The organism is Verrucomicrobiota bacterium, assembly GCA_021413925.1.
GTDB lineage: Bacteria > Verrucomicrobiota > Verrucomicrobiia > Chthoniobacterales > UBA6821 > UBA6821.
The window spans coordinates 88,993-111,154 of record JAIOPL010000010.1 but is presented as its reverse complement, the minus strand read 5'-3'; the positions used below and the strand labels follow the sequence as shown (position 1 = coordinate 111,154).

General features: G+C 56.7%; 28 protein-coding genes. 13 read left to right on the top strand and 15 right to left on the bottom strand.

Annotated elements, in window-relative coordinates; all coding sequences use genetic code 11:
* Positions 1–104 precede the first annotated feature (104 nt).
* Together K8R57_05645 and K8R57_05640 are read right to left on the bottom strand one after the other, a co-directional pair.
* The gene (locus K8R57_05645) at positions 105–716 is read right to left on the bottom strand and encodes a DUF4236 domain-containing protein (GenBank protein ID MCE9587779.1); all 612 of its coding nucleotides are present in this window, start codon (positions 714–716) and stop codon (positions 105–107) included.
* A 104-nt stretch (positions 717–820) separates the two neighbouring features.
* Positions 821–1,252, bottom strand: a complete 432-nt coding sequence (locus tag K8R57_05640; GenBank protein ID MCE9587778.1) for a hypothetical protein — start codon at positions 1,250–1,252, stop codon at positions 821–823.
* A gap of 427 nt (positions 1,253–1,679) precedes the next feature.
* Between K8R57_05640 and K8R57_05635 the strand changes: the two genes are divergently transcribed.
* Together K8R57_05635 and K8R57_05630 are read left to right on the top strand one after the other, a co-directional pair.
* Complete coding sequence (locus tag K8R57_05635) at positions 1,680–1,877, top strand: hypothetical protein (protein ID MCE9587777.1); 198 nt, start codon at positions 1,680–1,682, stop codon at positions 1,875–1,877.
* Between the two features lie 11 nt (positions 1,878–1,888).
* A complete protein-coding gene (locus tag K8R57_05630; GenBank protein MCE9587776.1) occupies positions 1,889–2,149 on the top strand; it encodes a hypothetical protein in 261 nt (86 codons plus the stop codon).
* Positions 2,150–2,815: 666 nt separating this feature from the next.
* Here the strand turns inward: K8R57_05630 and K8R57_05625 are convergent.
* Positions 2,816–3,007 (bottom strand): type II toxin-antitoxin system HicB family antitoxin, encoded by a 192-nt coding sequence (locus tag K8R57_05625; protein MCE9587775.1) that lies wholly within the window; start codon positions 3,005–3,007, stop codon positions 2,816–2,818.
* A gap of 144 nt (positions 3,008–3,151) precedes the next feature.
* On the opposite strand from K8R57_05625, the gene K8R57_05620 reads away from it, so the two are divergent.
* Positions 3,152–3,331 (top strand): DUF433 domain-containing protein, encoded by a 180-nt coding sequence (locus K8R57_05620; protein MCE9587774.1) that lies wholly within the window; start codon positions 3,152–3,154, stop codon positions 3,329–3,331.
* 34 nt (positions 3,332–3,365) lie between these two features.
* Here the strand turns inward: K8R57_05620 and K8R57_05615 are convergent, their stop codons facing one another.
* From K8R57_05615 to K8R57_05595, 5 genes are all read right to left on the bottom strand, one after another.
* Positions 3,366–3,614 (bottom strand): antitoxin VbhA family protein, encoded by a 249-nt coding sequence (locus K8R57_05615; GenBank protein ID MCE9587773.1) that lies wholly within the window; start codon positions 3,612–3,614, stop codon positions 3,366–3,368.
* A 146-nt stretch (positions 3,615–3,760) separates the two neighbouring features.
* Positions 3,761–4,405 (bottom strand): VWA domain-containing protein, encoded by a 645-nt coding sequence (locus K8R57_05610; GenBank protein MCE9587772.1) that lies wholly within the window; start codon positions 4,403–4,405, stop codon positions 3,761–3,763.
* 22 nt (positions 4,406–4,427) lie between these two features.
* Positions 4,428–4,961 (bottom strand): hypothetical protein, encoded by a 534-nt coding sequence (locus tag K8R57_05605; protein ID MCE9587771.1) that lies wholly within the window; start codon positions 4,959–4,961, stop codon positions 4,428–4,430.
* A 314-nt stretch (positions 4,962–5,275) separates the two neighbouring features.
* Positions 5,276–6,388 (bottom strand): WYL domain-containing protein, encoded by a 1,113-nt coding sequence (locus K8R57_05600; protein ID MCE9587770.1) that lies wholly within the window; start codon positions 6,386–6,388, stop codon positions 5,276–5,278.
* A 53-nt stretch (positions 6,389–6,441) separates the two neighbouring features.
* Positions 6,442–6,597, bottom strand: a complete 156-nt coding sequence (locus K8R57_05595; GenBank protein ID MCE9587769.1) for a hypothetical protein — start codon at positions 6,595–6,597, stop codon at positions 6,442–6,444.
* A gap of 409 nt (positions 6,598–7,006) precedes the next feature.
* Between K8R57_05595 and K8R57_05590 the strand changes: the two genes are divergently transcribed.
* From K8R57_05590 to K8R57_05555, 8 genes are all read left to right on the top strand, one after another.
* Positions 7,007–8,578: an APC family permease gene (locus K8R57_05590; protein ID MCE9587768.1), complete on the top strand. Its 1,572-nt coding sequence runs from the start codon at positions 7,007–7,009 to the stop codon at positions 8,576–8,578.
* A 128-nt stretch (positions 8,579–8,706) separates the two neighbouring features.
* Positions 8,707–8,880 carry a hypothetical protein gene (locus K8R57_05585; protein ID MCE9587767.1) on the top strand — a complete coding sequence of 58 codons (174 nt, stop codon included), beginning with the start codon at positions 8,707–8,709 and terminating at the stop codon, positions 8,878–8,880.
* Positions 8,881–8,961: 81 nt separating this feature from the next.
* The gene (locus K8R57_05580; protein MCE9587766.1) at positions 8,962–9,207 is read left to right on the top strand and encodes a DUF433 domain-containing protein; all 246 of its coding nucleotides are present in this window, start codon (positions 8,962–8,964) and stop codon (positions 9,205–9,207) included.
* Entirely contained in the window at positions 9,191–9,556 is a 366-nt protein-coding gene (locus K8R57_05575; GenBank protein MCE9587765.1) for a DUF5615 family PIN-like protein, read from the top strand. Before K8R57_05580 ends, K8R57_05575 begins: the two co-directional genes overlap by 17 nt.
* 114 nt (positions 9,557–9,670) lie before the next feature.
* The gene (locus tag K8R57_05570) at positions 9,671–10,045 is read left to right on the top strand and encodes a hypothetical protein (GenBank protein MCE9587764.1); all 375 of its coding nucleotides are present in this window, start codon (positions 9,671–9,673) and stop codon (positions 10,043–10,045) included.
* A 78-nt stretch (positions 10,046–10,123) separates the two neighbouring features.
* Positions 10,124–11,134, top strand: a complete 1,011-nt coding sequence (locus K8R57_05565; protein MCE9587763.1) for a 2-hydroxyacid dehydrogenase — start codon at positions 10,124–10,126, stop codon at positions 11,132–11,134.
* A gap of 2 nt (positions 11,135–11,136) precedes the next feature.
* On the top strand, positions 11,137–13,611 hold the full coding sequence (ppsA, locus tag K8R57_05560; GenBank protein MCE9587762.1) for a phosphoenolpyruvate synthase: 2,475 nt from the start codon (positions 11,137–11,139) through the stop codon (positions 13,609–13,611).
* A 116-nt stretch (positions 13,612–13,727) separates the two neighbouring features.
* Positions 13,728–13,997: a hypothetical protein gene (locus K8R57_05555; GenBank protein ID MCE9587761.1), complete on the top strand. Its 270-nt coding sequence runs from the start codon at positions 13,728–13,730 to the stop codon at positions 13,995–13,997.
* A 67-nt stretch (positions 13,998–14,064) separates the two neighbouring features.
* On the opposite strand, the gene K8R57_05550 is transcribed toward K8R57_05555, so the two are convergent.
* A complete protein-coding gene (locus K8R57_05550; protein MCE9587760.1) occupies positions 14,065–14,250 on the bottom strand; it encodes a hypothetical protein in 186 nt (61 codons plus the stop codon).
* A gap of 48 nt (positions 14,251–14,298) precedes the next feature.
* Positions 14,299–14,547: a hypothetical protein gene (locus tag K8R57_05545; GenBank protein MCE9587759.1), complete on the bottom strand. Its 249-nt coding sequence runs from the start codon at positions 14,545–14,547 to the stop codon at positions 14,299–14,301.
* Between the two features lie 342 nt (positions 14,548–14,889).
* On the opposite strand from K8R57_05545, the gene K8R57_05540 reads away from it, so the two are divergent.
* Positions 14,890–15,207, top strand: a complete 318-nt coding sequence (locus K8R57_05540; protein MCE9587758.1) for an RNA-binding protein — start codon at positions 14,890–14,892, stop codon at positions 15,205–15,207.
* Here the strand turns inward: K8R57_05540 and K8R57_05535 are convergent.
* The 3 genes from K8R57_05535 to rmuC form a co-directional block, all read right to left on the bottom strand.
* Entirely contained in the window at positions 15,204–16,127 is a 924-nt protein-coding gene (locus K8R57_05535; GenBank protein ID MCE9587757.1) for an N-acetylmuramoyl-L-alanine amidase, read from the bottom strand. The two genes, K8R57_05540 and K8R57_05535, sit on opposite strands and share 4 nt — an antisense overlap.
* An 8-nt stretch (positions 16,128–16,135) precedes the next feature.
* Positions 16,136–17,245, bottom strand: coding sequence for a hypothetical protein (locus tag K8R57_05530; GenBank protein ID MCE9587756.1), 1,110 nt, complete (start codon positions 17,243–17,245; stop codon positions 16,136–16,138).
* A 78-nt stretch (positions 17,246–17,323) separates the two neighbouring features.
* Positions 17,324–18,697 (bottom strand): DNA recombination protein RmuC, encoded by a 1,374-nt coding sequence (gene rmuC / locus K8R57_05525; GenBank protein MCE9587755.1) that lies wholly within the window; start codon positions 18,695–18,697, stop codon positions 17,324–17,326.
* Positions 18,698–18,783: 86 nt separating this feature from the next.
* On the opposite strand from rmuC, the gene K8R57_05520 reads away from it, so the two are divergent.
* Positions 18,784–19,194: an OsmC family protein gene (locus K8R57_05520; GenBank protein ID MCE9587754.1), complete on the top strand. Its 411-nt coding sequence runs from the start codon at positions 18,784–18,786 to the stop codon at positions 19,192–19,194.
* Between the two features lie 26 nt (positions 19,195–19,220).
* Here K8R57_05520 and K8R57_05515 read toward each other — a convergent pair whose 3' ends face one another.
* Together K8R57_05515 and clpB are read right to left on the bottom strand one after the other, a co-directional pair.
* On the bottom strand, positions 19,221–19,565 hold the full coding sequence (locus tag K8R57_05515) for a hypothetical protein (protein MCE9587753.1): 345 nt from the start codon (positions 19,563–19,565) through the stop codon (positions 19,221–19,223).
* A 12-nt stretch (positions 19,566–19,577) separates the two neighbouring features.
* Positions 19,578–22,148: an ATP-dependent chaperone ClpB gene (gene clpB, locus K8R57_05510; protein ID MCE9587752.1), complete on the bottom strand. Its 2,571-nt coding sequence runs from the start codon at positions 22,146–22,148 to the stop codon at positions 19,578–19,580.
* Positions 22,149–22,162 lie beyond the last annotated feature (14 nt).

Sequence of the window (22,162 nt, the reverse complement as noted above, 5' to 3'; positions counted from 1 at the left end):
ACGCCGATATCCCGAGTCCTTCAGCAAACCCAGTTTGCAAAGCTTCCGCATCCGATTAATCCAGAGAGCAGGCCTGCCGAGCTTCTCTGCTAGTTCAAGCTGGTTCATTTGCGCAGGAGGGAGATCAACACCCAGAGGGCGATCCCTATTACGAACCAGTTCCCGCACCCCCACTTTTTCCGAGCTCGATACGGTTGATCGGGGTTGTCGTAGCAGTGGTCGATGAAATCATTCGGGATGGCGTGACCGTGGCCAGCGTAGAACTGCTTGAGGAGGGTCTTGGAGGCCTCCTTCTGCTGGTAGCGAAGTTGCTCGATGAAGCTGTCGGCCTGAACCTCTCCGTAATCAGTCACCTTACTGAGGTCGAAGTCAGGAAGGATCGACTTGATGGTATCGAGTTGGTCAGGACGGATTGGTGGCTCTCCTGGCTTACGGTCTTCGGTGTGGATATTAACGTTAATCCGGTTGTTCCGGATCCATTCCTCAGATGGCTCTGGAATACGAGGGTGACGGGCTCTAACTCGTGAATGACTGCTGTGGATGTCGGTGTAGGAGAGTCCTGTCCCGGGAATACCGGCCGTAAATCTACTGCCCGAGGTTCCCATGGTGTAGTGGGCTCCCCTCCCCCCAATACTCAGGGAGGTACTCTTCTTCCCGAAGTTCCAATGAACCCCAGGGAAAAGCTTGATGCTGCGACGAAAACGGAAGAAGCCCATAGGATTAAGCGCTTAAGGCGCGGGTATGGGAGATAGGATATGGGTAATGGGGATTCATACAGAAGTCGGCGCGTTCAGCCCCATTGGGTTAAGTGGGAACGTTATTAGGGATGGACGATGACTGGTCCCTTTGGTGCGTAAGGGTTTCTTGCGCTGGTTGGGGAATAAGGGCTTCCGTTGGGACCATAAGGGTTGTTGATGCTGTTTGGGGCGTAAGGACTTCCGTACTGACCGTAGGGATTGGCCGTAGAATCAGGAGCGTAGGGATTGGCACTCAGCTTTCCCAGATAGGTGCCATCCGGAGCGATGATCCGAGGAGCATCGGTGGTGTAGGGATTGTTCACGCTAGTGGAGGAGTAGGGACTCCCATAGGCGCCGTAGGGATTATTGATGCTGTTCGGACCGTACGGGCTGCCGTACTGGCCGTAGGGATTTGCCGTGGAGTCTGGGGTATAGGGATTAGCACTGAGCTGGCCCAAGTAGTCCTGGGCGTGGAGAGATGCTGAAATGGCAAGGAGAGTCAGGAGTAGTTTCATGGACAGAGCCTACCACCCGATCAAGACACTGAGTGTCCTAGCTTTTAAGAAAGGTGGTTAGGCAAAAGGCTCGTGGAATCGAATGCTTGGAAGCAGGAGATAGACTACCGCAGGTAGCCCCGACAGGGGTAAGACTCGCGGGAGCGAGCGAATCAAACGAGGCTTAATCATACCGTAGGTAGTCCGAGTTTTTGCGAGGATGCCTGGTCGGGGATGACCGGCAGATAAAAGGCGAAAGGCGATAGGGTATTAAGCGCCAGAGGCGCGGATATGGGATATGGGAGATGGGAGATGGGGAGGCGCCAGAGGGGCAGTTGAAAGGTAAAACGTTGGAAAGTTGCAAGGTAGAGGCTGAAGTCGAGCGTCGAGGGCTTTCGGAGGCCTGGCCGAGGTTGACTGATGTGGGATGCAGGAGTAATGATGAGATATGAGCATTCAGGAAATCGAGACCGCCGTGGCGAAACTCTCGTCTCAGGAGCTTTCTGTCTTTTCGCAGTGGTTTGAGGAGTTTGTCGCCGATCAGTGGGATCGGCAAATCGAGCGCGATGCCAAAGCCGGACGCCTAAATGAGGCGTTGGAGCGAGCCGGAGAACATCGCGAAGCGGGTCGCTGTACCCCGCTTTGAACCCGCTGTTGTTGAAACATTTTGCAGACCCGGATTTCTGGGCGGCCTACAACCGACTGCCTGACGCTGTCCGTGAACTGGCGGACAAGAACTTCGCCATGCTGAAGTCCGACCCCTCACATCCCTCTCTCCGATTGAAGAAGATCGGACTGCTCCATTCGGTAAGAGTAGGGCTTCACTACCGGGCCCTGGCGACGAATCATCCGGACGGGCTGCAATGGTTCTGGATCGGGCATCACTCCGACTACGATCGCCTGATTTCAGGGAAATAGAGAGGATCAGTTTCACAGAGATAAAGGGAATGGGATGAAGCGCCTACGGCGCGGATATGGGATATGGGATATGGGAGATGGGGAGGCGCTTGAGGCGCGGTTAAAAAGTAAAACGTTGGAAAGTTGCAAGGTAGAGGCTGAAGTCGAGCGTCGATGGGTCGAACCAAGCTTCACGGATGGAGCGCGGAAGACTACGACGCAGTCGTAGCCCCAACGGGGCGGCACCGCTTTGCGGGCGTAAAGTGCCGTCAATGTCGAGGGCTCAGGAAAGCTGAGGACTATTAGGCTATTAGGCTATTAGGCTATTGGGCTTTTTGCAGGGAGACTGAAGTCGAGGGTCGAGGGGTCTAGCGTCGAGGGCTGTTGGGGGCCAGCGGGGAGACGCAGCGTAAAATCCTTACTTCTTACTCTCACCGCCAAGCTTGCGAAGGATGCTTCGGGCTAGGAATTCATTAATCTCCGTATGCCTGGGAATCGGCTGACTGATCCCTGTTGCCGGATTCTGATACCAGTCGTGCTTACCCCCATGCCGAATGAAGACGGCACCAGCTAGTTGTCTGCCGATCGTCCCCGATCAGGCATCCGAGCAATGCTCGGACTACCTTCGGTATGACTAAGCTGCGTTCCCACGCACCTTTTCAACCGCCCGGACGAGATCCCTGCGCTTCACGCGAGCTCCAACTCTGCGTGGTGAAGAACGTGCGGGATCTCTCCTGAAGTAAGATCCTTGTAGAGATCGGCGAGATGTTCCTTGAGATCCTCCAGACTCTCTCCTTGGGTGATGTAGTCGGGGTATTGGTCAAGGTATCCAACCCAATGCCCGTCCGACTCCCAATAAGTGAATCCAGTCGCTTTCATGAACCCTTCAATAAGCGATTAAAGACCTTGTTTCAACCGGCAAGTTCGTCTGGGCCTCATCCTGCATACAAAAGGCCGTTGGCCTAATAGCTGTAAAGCTTGCCGAGGTTGACTGGTGCGGCATGCAAGAGTACTGGTATGTGCATGGAGTGCATTACTCTCAATCCCGCCCAGTGCGGAGGCCGTCCCTGCATCAGGGGAATGCGTATCCGCGTGAAGGATGTTCTGGAGATGCTGGCTGGAGGTGCCTCTCAAGAGGAGATCCTGAGGGATTTTCCCGATCTCGAGGCCGAGGATATCCGCGCCTCGATCGCCTACGCATAGGGATCCGGTAACCCTTGCGGACCATAAGCTGCCATCACGCAGTAACGAGCACCCTAACCTTAGACTTCTTGGCTAGAAGCCGTGCTTCCCTATTGATACGGGCAATTGCCTGAGAACGGGTGATACGACCTGAAATAAACTGTCGATCTAACTCTCGATCAAGTTTTGTCGGCTTATAGCCCTCGAGAGACACAATTGCATTAGAGCGGAGAATCGATACCTCCCTCTTCACGAGGGTAACTTTTTTGCCCGCCAAAGGAGAACCCATGGACTTAATGCTCATGGTGATATTCTGACAGAAACCCCTCCCATCTACAGCTAAAAGATTTCTCTCCTCCCCCGCATCAGAAGAGAGTCAATCTGCGCACGAAAGGAGCGGCACCGCTTTGCGGGCGATAAGTGACGTCAACGTCGAGGGCCTGTAGGGGGTTACTCTTTGTCGTCGGCCTCCTCGACCAACTGTGAAAGTGGGGTTGGCTCGCTCACACGGTGTTTCGTCTCGAAGAAGTTCTGCTCCACACCCCTCATGGATTTCCGCATGCCTGCATCAGTAGAATAGAAGTTGGCCGATTTGCTCGCACATATGTTCATCCTGCCAGCCGTTGCAATGGCATCTTGGTTGGCTCCAAGGAAGAGGAACTCCCATTTGTAGACATCCTGCTGATGACGGATCTTTTCGCTGATCTGTTCCCAGTTGAAGATGCGTGAGGAGTTCTCCTCACCATCGGTCATGATGGCGAGGATGACTTTGCCCGGGCGATCCGTATCGCTCATAGCGGCGAGGCGAAGGCCCAATTCGTCAATGGTACGGCCAATAGCATCCAGAAGAGCGGTGCCGCCATCCGGTGCGTAGGTTGCCATATGCAGGCGTGGAAGCTCTGGGGCGTTCACGGATGCAAATGGGACTTCATACTCGGCGTTGAAGAGCACAAGGGACATCTTAACCGGTGTCTGATCATGCTCTGCTTGCTGCCGGGCAAGAAGTTCGTTGAAGCTATTCACGGCTGCTTCTGCAATCGATTGCATGGAGCCGGATCGGTCGAGAATGAACGCGATTTCTGTGAGATTGTTCATAGTATTCTGTTTTTTTGGGTTTTCAGTTCAGAGCCAAGAGATGCTTCCTCAGGGAAAGAGGGACCTGGTCGATCGTGCAGATCTTCAGTCCATGGGAATGACCCACTGAGGCTGTCTGGTTGAAGGTGGCGATCACGTTGTCATCAAGACGCCACATGGCACCAGTCGCTGGATCGACAATGAGGAGGCCGATGAGTCCTCCAAAGAGGAGGTTGGCGAAATACCATCCGCAGATGGAGGCATTGAGAGGAACTGTCTGGGTGACTCCCTTGCGGTTGAACTCAACTACATACTTGGCGGGTTGGAAGTAACCGTTGGAAGAGTTGAGGATGATGGTGGCCGGTGTAGTCCCGGTCGACATTGCCATGCCGTTGGCTTTCTTGAGTGTGAAGCAGGCACCGGGAGGGTTACTGGAGATGGTGACCGGGTAGGAGGACTTACTGACAATGCTGGCGCATGCGGTCATTCCGAGGCAGGAGCCTCCGATGACAACTTGGGCTAAGGACCCTCGCATGAAGGCGAGGAGTGGTGAGGACTGAGTAGGTTTGATATTCATGGGCGAACATCCTCCTACACGAGCTAGGTCACTGAGCGTCCTAGGGGTAAAGAAAGGCGAAAGGCGAAAAGCTGAAGGCTGAAGGGTATTAAGCGCCAACGGCGCTGCAGGAGCGGTTAAAAGTGAGGGATTAGGTGGTTAGGCTGAGGACTGTTAGGCTGTTAGGAGGGAGGCTGAAGTCGAGCGTCGAGGGCTGTCGGAGGCACAGCGTAAAATCCTACTTCTTACACGACCCAAAGCGGAGGAATGGCCGTGCGTGATCAAAATCCACATCAACTCCGAGGCACTGAAAGATCTGGATGGGGGAAAATGTTTTATTTCTGGTACTGCATGACCGCTTGCTGGAGTGCGGCTGCGATCCGACTCTTGAGTGCCGGGGGAGAAAGCACCTTGGCCCGAGGGCCCCATGCCATGATCCAGGCCTCGAGATCAGGAGCCAGGCCAACCTTAAGGGAAAGCTCTGCGGACCCGTCCTTCCTGAAGGTCATCTTCTGGGTGGGATGCCATTTGCGCTCTCCGGTGAGGGAAGCGGCAAGAGGATCCAGAAGAATGCGGACCTGCTGGGCATTCTGGGTCTCGAAGGCGGAGAAGCTGTCGCTGAGCATGTTGTCGAGGGAGAATCCCTTGGGACGTGTGAAGCGGCGGTTGAGGGTCTTGGGATCGGAGATGCGGGCGAGCGCGAAGGTGCGGATGGCATTGCGAGCCAGGTCAAACCCGATCAGGTACCAGATGCCGCCTATGCAGCCGAGATGGTAGGGCTGGACGCGGCGTTCGCTGCCGGAGCCGTCGCCGGGCTTGCAGTACTGGAAGGAGATTTCCTGCAAGTCCATCAAGGCATTGGAAAGGGTCTGGAAGCTTCCGAGATCTGTGGCTGGGGGACCGGGCGGGCGGAAGGAGACGGCCTCGCTCAGGTCTCTCAAAGAAATCTCAACCTTGGAGGGTAGTCCCTCGACGAGACGGGTGAAGGCAGTGTTTAGGAGCTTCTCGAAGGGAGTCCCCCGGTACTGCTCAGCGGCCTTCTGGGCTACCAAGAGAGCCACCACTTCCCCCTCCTGAAGGGTGACGGAGGGGAAGTTCTTCACCTCTCTCGTATAGAGAAAACCCCTGCGTGCAGAATCATACTCGATCGGCAGCTGGAGCTGATCCCGCATGAAGTCGATGTCGCGCTGGACGGTCTTGTAGGAGACCTCGAAGTCAGAGGAAAGAGCCTGGCAGTTGGGGAACTTACCCTCCTTCAGAAGATCATGGATCTGGAGCATCCGATACATCGGCAGGCGTGCCGAGCGCCCGTGATTCTGGACGGGCTTAACTGATTTAGCAGACTTGGAAGGCTTAGGGGACTTAGATGACTTAGCCGGCTTGACCGAACGTGCACGGGAAGTCTTGGGAGACGGCTTGAGAGAGGCCTTGGCGGCAATGCGTGACATGGGCCCCTTTATGTCCAAGTCCCACAATGAACTCAATGGGATTTAACACTCTGTCACCTTTCAGTTTCATAGGGAGGGTTATGCTCGCTCTCGAGAAATGCTTCGATGGCAGCAATGATTACCTCTTCGGGTTCGTAGCCATTGGCAAAGGCGGTGGCTTCCAGGAGGGCGAGGATATTGGCGGGGATGCGGATGTCGGTGGTTTCCATACGCCACATCCTGCCACGGCAACCCAGTCACCGAGTGTCCTAGGTCTCAGAATTTTTTTCCGGAGCTGAAATCTCCATTTGATTTTTGGGTGACAAGTACCACATTGGATGTGTCGGAAGTTTCCCCCTCACCCAGCTGACAACCCCCATATATTCCCCACTCAGCCCATGAAACAGACCTCGAACAAGCGCCCCGGACGGTAAGGCATAATCGGTGAAGAGATCGGGGCCTTCCGGTTGAGGAAGCTTTCCGATTGAGAGATTGAGTAGGTGATTGTTCACGCCCGGAAGTCAGGCGTCACAACAACACCTGAGCCACTGTTTTGACATTGGCAAATCAACCTCCTATCTAGAGAACCGCTGATTTAATCCCATGCCCGATCCATCACGCGACAACACGGGCTCCGACATGGGACTGAAGCGCCAACTCGGCCTCTGGAGCATGACGTTCGCTGTCGTGACCGGGACGATAGGATCGGGTTGGCTCTTCGCGCCGTATCTCTGCGCCAAGTTTGCCGGCCCGGCCAGTCTCTTGGCCTGGCTTTTCGGGGGCCTGATGTCGTTCGGAATCGGGATCGTCTTCGCGGAGTTGGGGGCGCTTGTGACAAGTTCCGGCGCCCTTGCGGAGATCCCCCTGCTTACCCACGGAAGGACATCCGGATTTATCGGAGGCTGGAGCGTCTGGATCTCCTATGTCTCGATCCCCGCGATCGAGGTGCTTGCGATGATGCAGTATCTGGCGAGCAAGTTCCCGTGGCTCACGATCACTGTGGGCAACGAACAGATCCTGAGCACCGGGGGGATAGGATGTGCGGCGGTGATGTTGTGCCTCTTTGCCTGGATCAATCTGAGCGGAATCGGGATTCTGTCCAGGTGGGTCGACGGTCTGACTTTCTGGAAGCTGACGATCCCGCTGCTGGTTTCCGTGACCCTCATGGTGAAGCAATCGCACTGGGGCAACCTGGTAGAGAAGATCCCTTGGGACGGGACCATCCGCGACGAGATCCTGACGGCGGTGAGCACAGGAGGGGTGCTCTTTAGTCTCTTCGGATTTCAGACAGCGATGAATCTGGCTGGAGAATCCAAGCGCCCCCAGCGCGATGTCCCCCTCTCCATGGGTATGGGGCTAGCAATCTCTCTGGCGATCTACATGGTCCTCCAGCTCGCTTTTCTGGTCTCGGTCGACCCGAGCCAACTCACCCACGGGTGGAGCCAACTCGTGCTGACAGCCCACGGAGGTCCCCTGGTGGCGATAGCCCTAGGGGCTGGCCTGATCTGGGTGGCCAATCTCCTCCTTGTCGATGCGGTGCTCTCGCCCGGAGCCACTGCCATGGCCTACATGGGGGTCTCGGCACGCGTGAGCTGGATGATGGGTAAATGCGAGCTTCTCCCAAAATGCTTCCAGCGCCTGAATGACCAATCCGTCCCCTGGGTGGGTCTGATCAGCAGTCTGGTGATCGGGATTATCATGCTCTTCGGAGGGCCGAGCTGGCAGAGGATCGTCGGTTTCCTGACAGCCACCATAGTGATCGCGCTGGCGGTCGGACCCGTGAGTCTCATGGCGCTACGCAAACAGCTTCCCGGGGTGAAGAGGCCATTCCGCCTGCTCGCTGCTGGGCTCTGGTGCAGGCTGGCCTTTGTCATGGCAACTTGGTCGATTCTCTGGAGCGGAAAGACCTCTGTGCTCTGTGCCACCGGCGCGATTCTGCTACCCACGATCCTATTTCTGGTGCCCCAGTGGCTGCGGGGACGGCTCCTTGAAATGCGGAACGGGCTCTGGTGGATCGCCTATTTGGGTGGCCTGATTGCCATTCTCTGCATCACGGCTCCTGATGGTTGGCACCCCCTTACCCTACGGGCGCAGATGGTCGTTGCGGCGCTCTTTGCCTTGGCGATCTTTCCCATCGCGGTGGCCTCGAGGCTCGAGAGGATCTCTCCGGATTCTCAGCTCAAATTTACGAACAAGGGCCCAGGAAATTAACGCTAAGTATCCGAAAGGTAATTTTACCAATAACGCTTCAGCTTCGCTTTTCTAAGAAATCGTGCGAATAAGCGTTTGCCTTACGAATTATATTTTGCGCTCCGAGGTATGACCTCCTAGGTTTCCATATGCCTAAAAAACGCGACGGGATCATGACAGTCCGCATTCCCACGGACGAAAAAGACCTACTTCAGGCCATCGCCGACAAAGCCGATGTCACTCTGAGTGATGTGGTGGTACGATCGGTGAGGGACTTTATTGAAGCCCACCCCGTTCCTACGAAGACAAAAGCCAAGAAGTAGGCTCAGTCGGTAGTGGGGTAGTTGCCCCGGGCACGACAGAAACGGGTTGTGAACGGATGATGGCAGGAGTAAGGGTGAGGTATGCAATCCTTGGATAGAATTACCGTGGATCCGGCCGTGATGAACGGGCAACCCTGCCTGCGCGGAATGCGTCTGACCGTGCGTCGGGTGCTGGAGATTGCAGCCCTCTATCCCGACGCGGCCGAGCGTAAGAAGGATTACCCTGATCTGGAAGATGCGGATGTGGCTCAAGCGATCCGCTACGCGGCGCTCTATCTGCCGGACCAGACGGTATTACTGAATAGCGGCCATGCGGTGGCTGCTTGATCAGGGGTTGCCCCTGAGGGCCGCTGATCTGTTACGATCGGCCGGCGAGGATGCCGTCCATGTCTCGGAAATCGGCATGGCCAAAACTGCTGATGAATTGATCCTGAAGCATGCCTCGCAGGAGGATCGTATCGTAGTGACGCTCGATGCGGATTTTCATGCTATCCTGGCTCTTTCCGGAGCCAAAGGTCCGAGCGTTATAAGATTCCGAATGGAGGGGATGACAGCCACTCCGGCCGCTGATCTGATCCTGAAGATCGCTGAAAAATTCGTTTCACATCTGTTGGCTGGTTGCATGCTTTCCTGCGATGAGGAACGAGCTCGCCTGCGAAAACTGCCATTGGGTTAACACGTTAGATTCACAGGCAGAAAAGGCGGACAGCCGAAGAATAAGCGTTCCACTTAGGGGTTAGTTTTTGCGCGAGTACGTGGGCGGTCGGATCCTTGGATCAAGGAACCAACCATGAAAACAAATCCACTCACGCAGGGAAGTATTGCAAGTAAACTCTCCGGCCTCGGCACGGTAAACTGGGAGATGGTGAAGATCCGTGCCTCCGAAATCGCGCTGATCAACAACCGTCCCGACAACCAGATCCAGAAAGAGGACTGGGACGAGGCGCTCAGCGAGCTGACCGGGGGAACAGAACTCGATACCCCCGAGGTCGAACGCCTGAGCGAGGCTGATGCCTCCAAAGAGGAGACCGGCTACGAGTCACCCAGCGAGGATACCGATCAGGAGGGTCACAGTGTGAGTGCCAGACTCGTGGAGCAGGGAATCCTGGAGGCCGAGCACGACACGATGCTACGGGCCGCCATGAGCAAGCCCCCCCGGGCCTAAACCCGGTCCCGGTCCCAGTCCCAGTCCCGGCCCCAATTCCTAAACCCCAACTCCGACCCCAACGCCGAGGAATGAGTCATGAGGGTCGCTGTGTTCAACTCCAAGTCCTACGACGAGGAATTTCTCAACTGGGCCAACAGAGACCATTCACACGAGCTTGTTTACTTCAAGCCCCACCTCTCCCTGGGCACCTGTGGCCTGGGCTTTGGATTCGAGGGCATCTGCGCCTTCGTCAACGACAAGCTGAGCCGCGCAGTCCTGACCAAACTGGCTGAGCACGGGACCCGTCTGATCGCCCTTCGCTGTGCAGGCTTCAACAATGTCGACCTCACCGCAGCAAGGGAGCTTGGGATCACGGTGACCAGAATCCCGGCCTACTCATCGCACGGGGTGGCAGAGCATGCGGTGGCTCTGATCCTGGCGCTGGACAGGAAGATTCCTAGGGCGTTCAACCGTGTGAGGGACGGTAATTTCTCGCTCGATGGACTGATGGGATTCGAGCTCTACGGGAAGACAATCGGCATCTTGGGAACGGGAAAGATCGGCCTGAACATGGTGAGGATCATGCGGGGTTTCGGCATGGAGGTTCTGGCCTGCGATCCATTCCAGAACCTGGAGTGCGCCGAGATGGGCGGGCGCTATGTCTACCTCAGCGAGCTCTGGGAAAAGAGCGACATCATCTCGCTGCATGTCCCCCTGAATCCTGAGACCCATCACATGATCGACGCTCAGGCCCTCACTCAGATGAAGAGGGGTGTCATGATCATCAACACAAGCAGGGGCGGGATCATCGACACGGCGGCCGTGATCGGAGGTCTGAAGAGCGGCCAGATCGGTTTCCTGGGTCTGGATGTCTACGAGGAGGAAGGGGACCTCTTCTTTGAGGATCTCTCGTGCGAGATCATCCAGGACGACTTTTTCATGAGGCTACTGACTTTTCCCAACGTGATCGTCACGGGCCACCAGGGATTCTTCACGGACAGTGCGCTCCACAACATCGCCGAGACGACGATCCAAAACATCTCTGACTACGAGCATCACGCGGTGGTACCCGAGAACCAGGTGACGACCGCCAATAGACGCAACTGACCATGAAAAAAACTCCTCCCCACAGCCCTAGCTCCAAGAACTCCTCCTCGCACTCCAACTCCCAGCATTGGATACGCTGGTTTTCGGACACCAACCGATCCCATGTCCACATCGTGGGAGGAAAAAACGCCTCTCTGGGCGAGATGATCAGCACTCTGGGCGACGCGGGCATCAGGGTCCCGAACGGATTCGCAACGACGGCTGAGGCTTACCGGGAGTTTCTGCAAGCCAATGATCTGAACGGGCCGATCTCCCTCTGTCTAGCCGGACTGAAAAAAGATAACAGCAACCTGCCTGCTGTCGGAGCCGCTGTCCGGAAGATGATCCTGAAGGGCGAGTTCCCGAGCGCGATGGCTGAGAAACTGACAGGCGCCTACCGGGAAATGAAGCAGCGCTGCGGCCACACTGTGGAAAGTGTGGCGGTACGCAGCAGCGCGACGGCGGAGGATCTGCCGGAGGCCAGCTTTGCGGGTCAGCAGGAGTCCTTCCTGAATATCCGCGGCGAAAAGGCGCTGCTTGAGGCCTGCAGGAAGTGCTATGCCTCGCTCTTCACCGACAGGGCGATCATCTACCGCATGAACCACGGGTACGACCAGATGAAGGTGGCCCTCTCGGTCGGAGTTCAGGAGATGATCCGTTCGGACAGGGCAGGATCGGGTGTTATGTTCTCGATCGATACGGAGACGGGGTTCCCGGGCTGTGTGCTGATCGATTGCACCTGGGGTCTGGGAGAAACCGTGGTCCAGGGGATGGTGGAGCCCGATGAGTACAGGGTCTTCAAGCCGCTGCTGGGGAAAACGTCACTTAAGCCGATCATCGAAAAGACGCTCGGGCCAAAAAAAAAGAAGTTGGTCTACGCGAAGGCAGGAGATTCACGAACTCACTCCCATTCCTTCTCTACACGGCTGGCGAACACCACCGAGAAGGAGCGCTCCAGCTTTGTCCTGAATGACGAGGAAGTCCTCCAGCTCGCACGGTGGGCCTGCATCATCGAGAAGCACTACGGGCGGCCGATGGACATGGAGTGGGCTAAAAATGGCCCCAAGGGCGCTCTCTATCTTATTCAGGCACGTCCGGAAACCGTCCAATCGCGCTTGAAGTCGGCAGCACTCAAGACCTACCGGCTGAAAGAAAAGGGGCGCCTGCTCGCCAGCGGACTGGCCGTGGGTGACTCCATCGCGACAGGCAAGGTCTGCTTCCTGGAGAGCGTTGCTCAAATCGGGCAGTTCGTGGAGGGATCCGTCCTTGTGACAAGGATCACCGATCCGGACTGGGTCCCGATCATGAAAAAGGCCTCAGCCATCGTGACCGATCACGGGGGCAGGACCAGCCACGCCGCGATCATCAGCCGAGAACTCGGACTCACCGCGATCGTCGGGACCGGTGACGCCACACGCATGCTCAAAAACGGGAGCCAGGTTACGGTCTCATGCGCCGAGGGGGAAAAAGGATCTGTCTACGCAGGGATCCTGGATTTCGAGGTCCGCGAGATCGACACCACGAAGATCACAAAGACCCGGACAAAGCTGATGGTGAATGCGGGCGACCCTAGCACCGCGTTCCGATGGTGGAGGCTTCCGAGCGACGGGGTCGGCCTGGCCCGTATGGAGTTCATCATCGGGAATTTGATCAAGATCCACCCGATGGCTCTCGTCCACTTCAAGCAGCTGAAGGATCCCGTGGTAAGGAGTGAGATCGAGAAACTGACCAAGGGTTACAAGGACAAGACCCGCTACTTCATCGACACAATGGCCCGAGGGATCTCCAGGATCGCGGCCGCTCATTATCCCAAGCCAGTGATCGTGCGGATGAGTGATTTCAAGACCAATGAATACGCCCAGCTGATCGGCGGCGCGTCATTTGAACCAAAGGAGGAGAACCCGATGCTCGGATGGAGAGGCTCGAGCCGCTACTACAGCGAGGGATACCGCGAGGGCTTCGCTCTCGAGTGCCGTGCCGTCCGGATGGCGAGGGAGGAGCTGGGACTCGACAACATCGTGGTGATGATCCCCTTCTGCAGGACGATACACGAAGCGGACAAGGTGCTGGGAGAAATGACCAAGAACGGACTGGTCCGTCACCGTGACGGGCTTCAGGTCTACGTGATGGCCGAGATCCCCTCCAACGTGATCCTGGCGGAGCGATTCGCGCAGCGGTTCGATGGCTTCTCGATTGGATCCAATGACCTCACCCAGCTGGTGCTGGGTGTCGATCGCGACAGCGGCATCCTGAGCCACCTCTTCGAAGAGCGCGACGAGGCCGTGATGACGGCGATCACGGATCTGCTTTCCAGGGCCAGAAAAAGCGGGATCCACACGGGAATCTGCGGCCAGGCGCCCAGCGACCATCCGGATTTCGCGCGTTTCCTCGTGAAGAACGGAATCGACTCCATATCGGTGAGTCCCGATAGCTTCCTAGCCGTGAAACGGGTCATCGCCAAGGCAGAGCACGACATCGAAATCCTCAAAAAGAATTAACATCAGTCGGTGATTAGCTCACTGCCTGAGTTCGAAAATCTACAGCCTGGAAACTTAAGCCGAACGCTTAGTCTCTTCGCTTTGAAAGGGCTTCCTGTCGGGTCGAGGTTACCCCAATGAAAACTACGATCCCCGTAACGGTCTCCACGATCCTTCTATTGGTCACGAGCGGCTGCACGACGGTCACCGACCGATATGGAAACACCCGTTCGGTGATGACTCCTATGGGGGCAGCGGTTGTTCAGACCGCTACGGCTACAGGCATCGGCGCGGGTACAGGAGCCATGATGAGAGGCTCTAGTCCTGTCGCGATCGGTGCCGTGAGTGCCGGCGCTGGAAGCATAGGCTCCCAGGCTATCAACGCCTTCATTCCAAAATCGAACTAGGTTCTAAAGTGTACCGCAACCCGGCTTGGGAGATTCCTCCCGAGCTTTGTCACAGGGGTCGGGTCTATTATTGGGCAGTCGGAGGAGTTTCCGTAGAGTCCTCTGGAGTCTCCACGACAGCGTCTGGATTCTCGACGATATCGTAGTCGCTTGAGGGCTTCCCTTCGGCCTTGGCTTTTTTCTTTTCTTCCTTCTTGCGCTTTTTCTCCATTTCTTTCCTGCGCTTCTCGAATCCGTAATTGATTTTAACCATGGGTTGTTCTGTTGGTGTTGTGGGTTATTGACACAGGTGCGGTAGCGACTAAAGGTCGCCAACGTCACCGTTTAGCCATTTGTTGAATTTCTCGTCGAGTCTCTCGAGCATGGCTGCGGTATCCCGGTCCATGTTGGTGAACTGGGCCCATTTCAAGATGTCCTTGGACTTTCCGGAACCCTCAATCTCCCCGATGAAGTCCTCCACCAAGACTCCCTGCGAGGCATAGGTGCCCCGGAGGTGCTCCTTGCAGAGTTCGGCTGTCTGGTTCTGCCTGTTCTTAGTCCCGATGCCCATTCAGAAGGAAAGTAGGGCTCTCGTAGGAAGGCTCAAAGGAGAGCCCGCAAGAGTGGAAAAGAAATGGGCTGAGTAACTCAATAGGCGATTACTCTACTCTGTTTCTGCCCGCACACTAATAAAATTATCAAAAAGTCTCCTCGGACTTTCGCTGAGCCATCAAGCGCATTTCTTTATTTTATCTTGCAAAACATGGAAAGCCGTTCACTTTGAAGGAGTTCGATATTTAGTGATTCGTTGCATGGTGGATTGCCCGTTGATTTTTTCGATGGTGATTTGAAACCCGGTTCTCGGGAACAGCTCTGATTAGCAGATTTCAACACCAACAAAAAAACACATCATATGAAACTATACGTAGGCAATCTGACCTTTGACACCACCGACCAGGATCTCCGCGAGCTCTTCACACAGTACGGCAAGCCGACAGACGTCGCCCTTGTTACCGATCGTGAGACCGGCCGTTCCCGCGGATTCGGCTTTGTCACCATGGGCAACGCCGAGGAAGGCAATGCAGCTATCAGTGCTCTCGAGGGCAAGGATTTCCAGGGTCGCAACCTGACCGTCAATGAGGCACGTCCCCGCGAGGATCGTCCCCAGGGCGGTGGTGGTGGCCGCTCGTTCGGAGGAGGCGACCGCGATCGCGGTCCTCGCCGCTACTAATCCGGCAAATTGGGTCGCCGGAAGGCCCCAAGAAACCAATCAATCAAGGCGGAGTTCCCGAAAGGGGACTCCGCTTTTTTGTGTTCATCCATGAACTTCTCATCGGCCGATTCATCCTCCGGCTGGCTGAGAACGGAGCTCCCCTGAGGATACTCCTGAAGATAGCATGAGATGTAGTCAGCGATCGCCTTCGCGATCACAGGGAAGGTTACCAAGCGTTGGTCCAGGAGCTTTCCCTGCACATCCTTCCGGTCGATGAACTCGATCTCCAGAAAACATTTGGGAACCTTGTCGAGCTGCGGATATCTCTGCATCTGATAGAAGAGGTAGGCGCCCGTGCCGTCATGGATGTGGTAGTCGTTGAGGGAATCCATCGCCGGTGAGCGGGGGAGAAAGTTCCGTACAGCCGCGGAGGTAGCCGCTGTAAGCCCGTCTGCAAAACGGAGGTCGTCCTCGTGGTTGGGGTTGAAAAACATGCTGTGGATCAGGGCCACCGTACCGAGGGCTGCTCCGTGGCGGAAGGTATTGAAGTGGATGCTGACCAGAGCCGCGGGATTCAGAGCGTCGGCTGCCACCTTGGCCCGCTGGGCGAAGTCGGGGTTCCAGTCATTGGTCCTGGTGAGGATGCAGCGGATCTTCGGTGTGCGATTGGGACCGCGTTCCGATTCAAAGGCGCGCTGGATCTCCTGGGAAAGCTCGAGTGTGAGATCCTTCTCCCTGAGGCCCGAGGGAGAGGTGGCGTTGTTGGGCGAGGAGTTCGACTTCAGGAGGTGTGTCCCGGTAATATTCGTTCCCCCATGACCCGGGTCAATGATCACCGTCACCTCCCCGGCGGCAAAAACGCCGTTCGTGAAGACCGTGAGAAATGCAAGGAGACCGGTGAGGAAAATCGTGAGTGAAGGGTGCCGAAATCGCTTCACGGAATCCATCACATCCCAGGATACCTCCTGGCGAGAAGGGAGGCGAGTTCCATGGGATCGGAGATCCTGAAGTCGGCGCTGGCGTGGTTGGTCCCCCAGTCACGACGGGGAGGAACCTTCTGAGCGGCAACATTGATGCTGAGCGTACGGGCACCAAGGCTCATGAGGCGGTCATCGAGACTCAATCCCAGATCGCCGTGACCCGTATGGGCTGAGCCGACAATAAGGAGAACTTTGTCTCCGTGCACGTTCCTGAGCACGTTCTTGGCAATGATCTGGTTGCGGTAAGAAATCATCGGATCAGTCATACTCACAGTGGCCATCGGTGTATCAACAAGGACAACGGTGGCCTTGTATCGGGATGCCAGTTCGGCAACATCCAGGACGCTCATGATGCTTTCCGTCCCGAGCAACCTGCGGGCACACTCAGCCTTCTGACGATTGTCCAAGTAAGCCGACAGGGGGCAGTGGGCGATCATCGAGCTAGCGAATTCCTGCTTGTCACCAGCTCTCTTGGGGGAGGCGTAGTACTTGTTGAAGGAGCTCTGAAGGTCGCTTGAAAATTCAAAGGCTATGCTTCTGAGATTCGTGGTCTTGAGCAGGTTCTCAAGCGCCAGCATTGTCAAAAGACGGCTTCTCTCATTCCCGTGGTCGAATCCGATGATGAAGACGAGAGGGAGCCCCGTGGAGCTCAACGAAGGACCTGTAATTGTGGCGGAAGGACCAAGGGAAGGTTTTCTCTTGGCAAAGAAAAGCTCGGAGCAAGACGGGAGGGTTGAAACACCGATGTCGTCGTCGAGAATATCAATCGACGGGGGTAATGCCACGCGGAAGGCAGATGCAAGTGGGGAGTAGAGGGATGCACCAGCGAATTTCTCAGACATGGAATCGATTGGCAACCTGACCGAACGTGTCATCGGAACGCCTCTCGACTCGAGAAAATGCAGGATCACGAAGACGCTCAGGAACAAAGGGATAAGCGTCAGTGCGGAGTAAACGAGTGGGTGCGTCCGGATGAGCCAACTCTGCGAGAGGATATGCCTGTGGGATGATCCCCCGGGAAGCCATTTACCATGATCTGTCGGCTGAGGACTGTCTGGACCGAAGGAGTCTTTCATTCCCGAAGTATCGGGCGGAACGACCAACCTCCAAAGTTGGAACCCCTAAGGAATCAGCTTATTGAAAAACGGGGAACACTACTCTCTCTCTTCCCGAGCGTCGGATTCGGATTCCTCGATCTTGAGCAGATCATCAATATCAAGGGCTGGAGCCGTTGGTTGACCAGGAAGGCTCTCCACATTACGGAGGCTGCGCTCAATAGCCCGGGAACGTGTGCCGACGGACTCGATCTTGTTGGATGCTTCCAGAAGCTTCTTTTTCACGGCGTCCAAGGAGTCGCCGAACTTGGCAAACTCGGCCTTCACATCGCTGAGGGTCTTCCAGACCTCGCTTGACTGCTTCTGGATCGTGAGTGTCTTGAAGCCCATTTGGAGGCTGTTCAGGAGAGCTGCGAAGGTCGTGGGTCCCGCCAGGACGACGCGGTGCTTGCCCTGCAAATCCTCGATGACTCCCGGAATGCGGATGATCTCGGCAAAGAGTCCCTCGGTCGGGACGAACATAACGCCGAAGTCGGTGGTGTGGGGAGGGTTGAGGTACTTGGAGGAGATGTCCTTGGCGCACTTGAGAACGGCATCGCGCAGCGCCTTAGTCGATTCCTCGATAGCAACCAGGTCGGCTCGCTCCTGGGCCTCGTGAAGGCGCTTGAAGTCCTCGATGAAGAACTTGGCATCCACGGGCAGCCAGACGACGGAATCATCCTCTCCCTTGCCCGGAAGCTTGATTGCATACTCAACGATCTCCCCGGAGGAGGGATTCGTCTTCACGTTCTTCTCATACTGGGCCGGCGTGAGCATCTGCTCCAGCAATGCTCCCAGCTGAACCTCGCCCCAACCGCCGCGTGTCTTCACGTTGGTGAGGACTTTCTTTAGATCCCCGACACCGATGGCGAGGTTCTGCATCTCGCCGAGTCCGCGGTGAACCTGCTCGAGACGATCGGAGACTTGCTTGAAGGATTCGCCGAGGCGCTTCTCCAGGGTCCCCTGGAGCTTCTCATCAACGGTGCGGCGCATCTCCTCAAGACGGAGGGCATTGTCGTCACGCAGCTCCTTAAGCTTGGTCTCCATGGTGGCGCGAATGCTCTCGAACTTCGTGTCGTTGGCACTGGTGAGTGCCGTGATGGTCTCGGAGAAGGACTGCAGGCGATCATTCTGGGTCTGTCCGAGGAGGGTCAGTCCGTTCAGGAGTGAGGCGTTACCCTGATTGAGCATGGTCACGATCTCTGTGCGGCCGTCACGAGCATGGGTGGCGGCCTCCTGACGGGTGAGGTCGAGTTCCTTGCTCAGGACGGCCGCATGCTGATCGTGCATGGCGCGAATCTGCTCCAGCTTGGCTACGATCTCCTCAGGGCTTGTACCTTGGGAAGAAGACGTGGAAACACCAGGCTTTCTTAGCTGAATCACTAGCACCGCGATCAGCAAAACAACGATGAGTGAGAGCAGGAACAGTTCCATGACAGGGACGACGTTACCCGGAAGTCGCGTGATTTTCCTCTCAATTCCTCTTTTTCTCCAAGGAATTCTGCTATTTTGTCAGCTCAATGGTAACCATCACTTCCACCTACGACGGCGGTCTCCGCTGCACCTCCACCCATGGCCCCTCCGGCGTCAAGCTGATCACCGATGCACCGCTCGACAACCACGGCAAGGGTGAGAGTTTCTCGCCCACCGATCTGGTCGCCACGGCTGTCGCCAACTGTATGATGACGGTCATGGGAATCGCTGCAGAAAGGCATGGCATCGACCTCAAGGGGACAACCGTCTCAATCGGCAAGGAGATGAGTCCCGATCTTCCACGTCGCATCGTCGGCCTCAAGTCCGTGATGACAATCCCCCTGCCCTCTGATCACCCGCAGCGCACTTTGCTCGAGAATGCCGCGAAGGCCTGCCCAGTGAAGCAGAGCCTAGCTCCGGAAGTCGACGCCACGGTCGAGTTCCGCTGGGTGGGGTAGATCCTTCTAAATTCCTACTGAATCCATTATTGGATCCATAGGAAGCTGACGCCGGGATTGGAGCGCTCCAGATCCCGATCGGTACGGAGCTCCGGGGCAAGCGTGATCATTTCCAGGGAAACTGGGTGAAAGATCGAGAACTCTTCTCCTGAAGCATATCCCAGGATGTCACCGTCGCGCTGGTACTCGGCGAAGACTTTTCTTAGGCCCGTTCTCAGCACCCCTCCACGGCCACCCGAACCGTAGCCGTGGATGATCTTGAGAACGGAGATACCGTCTCCGTGGCAACGCCTCACTTCCAGCAGGAGTCGGCGCTTGGCTTCCTCAAGCGTCGGAAGTCCCTCCTTGATCGTTACTTCACGGAGAGACATGAAATTTAGGATCTACTTCGTCTTGAAGACGAGTTCCCCGCCGGCAACATCCGCCTTGATGGTCTGACCCTCGTGGATCTTTCCATCCAGGATCTCCATGCTGAGGGGATCGAGGATCTTCTGCTGGATGACGCGCTTGAGCGGACGGGCGCCGTAGGCGGGATCGTAGCCCTCCTTGGCCAGATAAGCGCGGGCCTTGTCGCTGAGTTCCAGATGGAGCTTCTGCTTGCCAAGGCGGCTGGAGAGACGGGCGAGCTGGATATCGACGATCTTGCCGATCTCCTTGTCGGTGAGGCGGTCGAAGATGACGATCTCATCAACGCGGTTCAGGAACTCGGGGCGGAAGTGGCCGCGAAGCGCCTCCATGACACGCTTATTCCGTTCCTCCACAGCCAGATCCTCCATGATGTATTGGCTGCCGATATTACTCGTCATGATGATCACAGTGTTCTTGAAGTCGACCGTGCGGCCCTGACCATCGGTGATCCGTCCGTCATCGAGGACTTGGAGGAGGACATTGAAGACATCGCCGTGGGCCTTCTCCACCTCGTCAAAGAGGATCACAGAGTAGGGCTTCCGGCGAACGGCCTCGCTGAGCTGGCCACCCTCCTCGTAACCCACGTATCCGGGAGGAGCTCCGATGAGACGAGCCACGGTGTGCTTCTCCATGTACTCGGACATGTCGAGCCGGACGATGGCGTTCTCGTCGTCAAAAAGGAACTCGGCCAGAGCCTTGGAAAGCTCCGTCTTACCGACACCGGTGGGGCCGAGGAACATGAAGGAACCGATGGGGCGGTTCTCTTCCTGAAGGCCGGCTCGGGCACGGCGGACGGCGTTGGAAACGGCCTTGATGGCCTGAGCCTGTCCCACCACACGCTCGATAAGGCGCTCCTCCATCTTGACCAGCTTTTGCCTCTCTCCCTCCTGGAGGTTGGAGACGGGGATTCCGGTCCAGACGGAGACCACCTTGGCGATATCCTCTTCGGTAACCTCTTCCTGGAGTAGGGCGGATTGGCCGCTTTTGGCGAGCTTGGCATTATGCTCCTCAAGCTTGGTTTGGAGTTCCGGAATGCGCCCGTACTGGATCTCGCTCGCCTTGGCGAAATCACCCTGACGTTGGGCGATCACAAGCTCGTTCTTCATCGCTTCGATCTGCTCGTTGATCTTCTGGGACTTGCCGATCTCTTCCTTCTCCTTCTGCCAGCGGGCTTTCAATCCCGATCCGGTTTCCTTTGTCTCTGCGAGTTCCTTCTCGAGCTTCTCCAGGCGCTCTTTGCTGGCGGCATCCTTTTCCTTGCGGAGGGCCTGGCGCTCCATCTCGAGCATCATGATCTGACGTTCCATCTGGTCGATCTCGGTCGGCATCGACTCGATCTCGATCTTTAGTCGGGAAGCGGCCTCGTCGATCAGATCGACAGCCTTGTCGGGAAGGAAGCGGTCGGAGATGTAGCGGTGGGAAAGGACGGCGGCGGCGACAAGCGCGGCATCCTGGATGCGGACGCCATGGTGGACCTCGTAGCGCTCCTTGAGGCCGCGCAGGATAGCAATCGTGTCCTCGACACTCGGTTCGTCGACCTTCACGGGCTGGAAGCGACGCTCCAAGGCGGCGTCCTTCTCGATGTACTTGCGGTACTCGTCAAGGGTGGTCGCGCCGATCGTGCGGAGTTCTCCGCGGGCAAGCTGGGGCTTGAGGAGATTGGAGGCATCCATCGATCCCTCGGCGGCACCGGCGCCGACGATGGTGTGAAGCTCGTCGATAAAGAGGATGATCTCCCCCTCCGAGGCTGTAACTTCCTTCAGGAAAGCCTTCAGACGGTCCTCGAACTCGCCGCGAAACTTGGCTCCAGCCACCATCGCGCCGATATCCATGGCGACCAGGCGCTTATTCTTGAGCGAATCGGGAACATCCCCGCTGACGATACGGCGGGCAAGTCCCTCAACGATGGCCGTCTTGCCGACGCCGGGCTCGCCGATGAGCACGGGGTTATTCTTGGTACGCCTGGAGAGGACCTGCATGGTGCGACGGATCTCCTCGTCGCGCCCGATGACGGGGTCGATTTTCCCCTTGCGGGCAAGCTCGGTAATGTCGCGGCCGTATTTCTCCAGTGTCTGGTATTTTCCCTCGGGGTTCTGGTCGGTGACACGCTGGCTGCCACGGATCTCGACCAGGGCCTTCATCAGTGTCTGGTGAGTGACGCCAGTCTCTTGGAGCAACTTCGCGGTGGCATTCTTCTCCTGACTCAGGGCTAGAAGGTAGTGTTCTGCGGAAAGAAACTCATCCTTGAGCTTTGCCATCTCCCCCTCGGCGGAGTCGATGCTCTTGCGAAGTTCATTGCCAACAAAGGGCTGGGCACCTCCGTGCACCTTGGGCAGAGCTGCGGAGGCCGACTCGAGCTTGGCAATGAAAGGCTGAACTGCCACTCCCATCTTCTCCAAGACCGGACGGGTGAGGCCTTCGCTCTGAGCGAGTAGCGAGAGCAGGAAATGCTCGTTCCCGATCTCCTGCTGGCCGAGACCTGAGGCGATGTCGATCGCCCCGTTAAAGGCCTCCTGCATCTTGGCTGTGAATTTGTCGGGTTTCATAGGGGGACTTATCC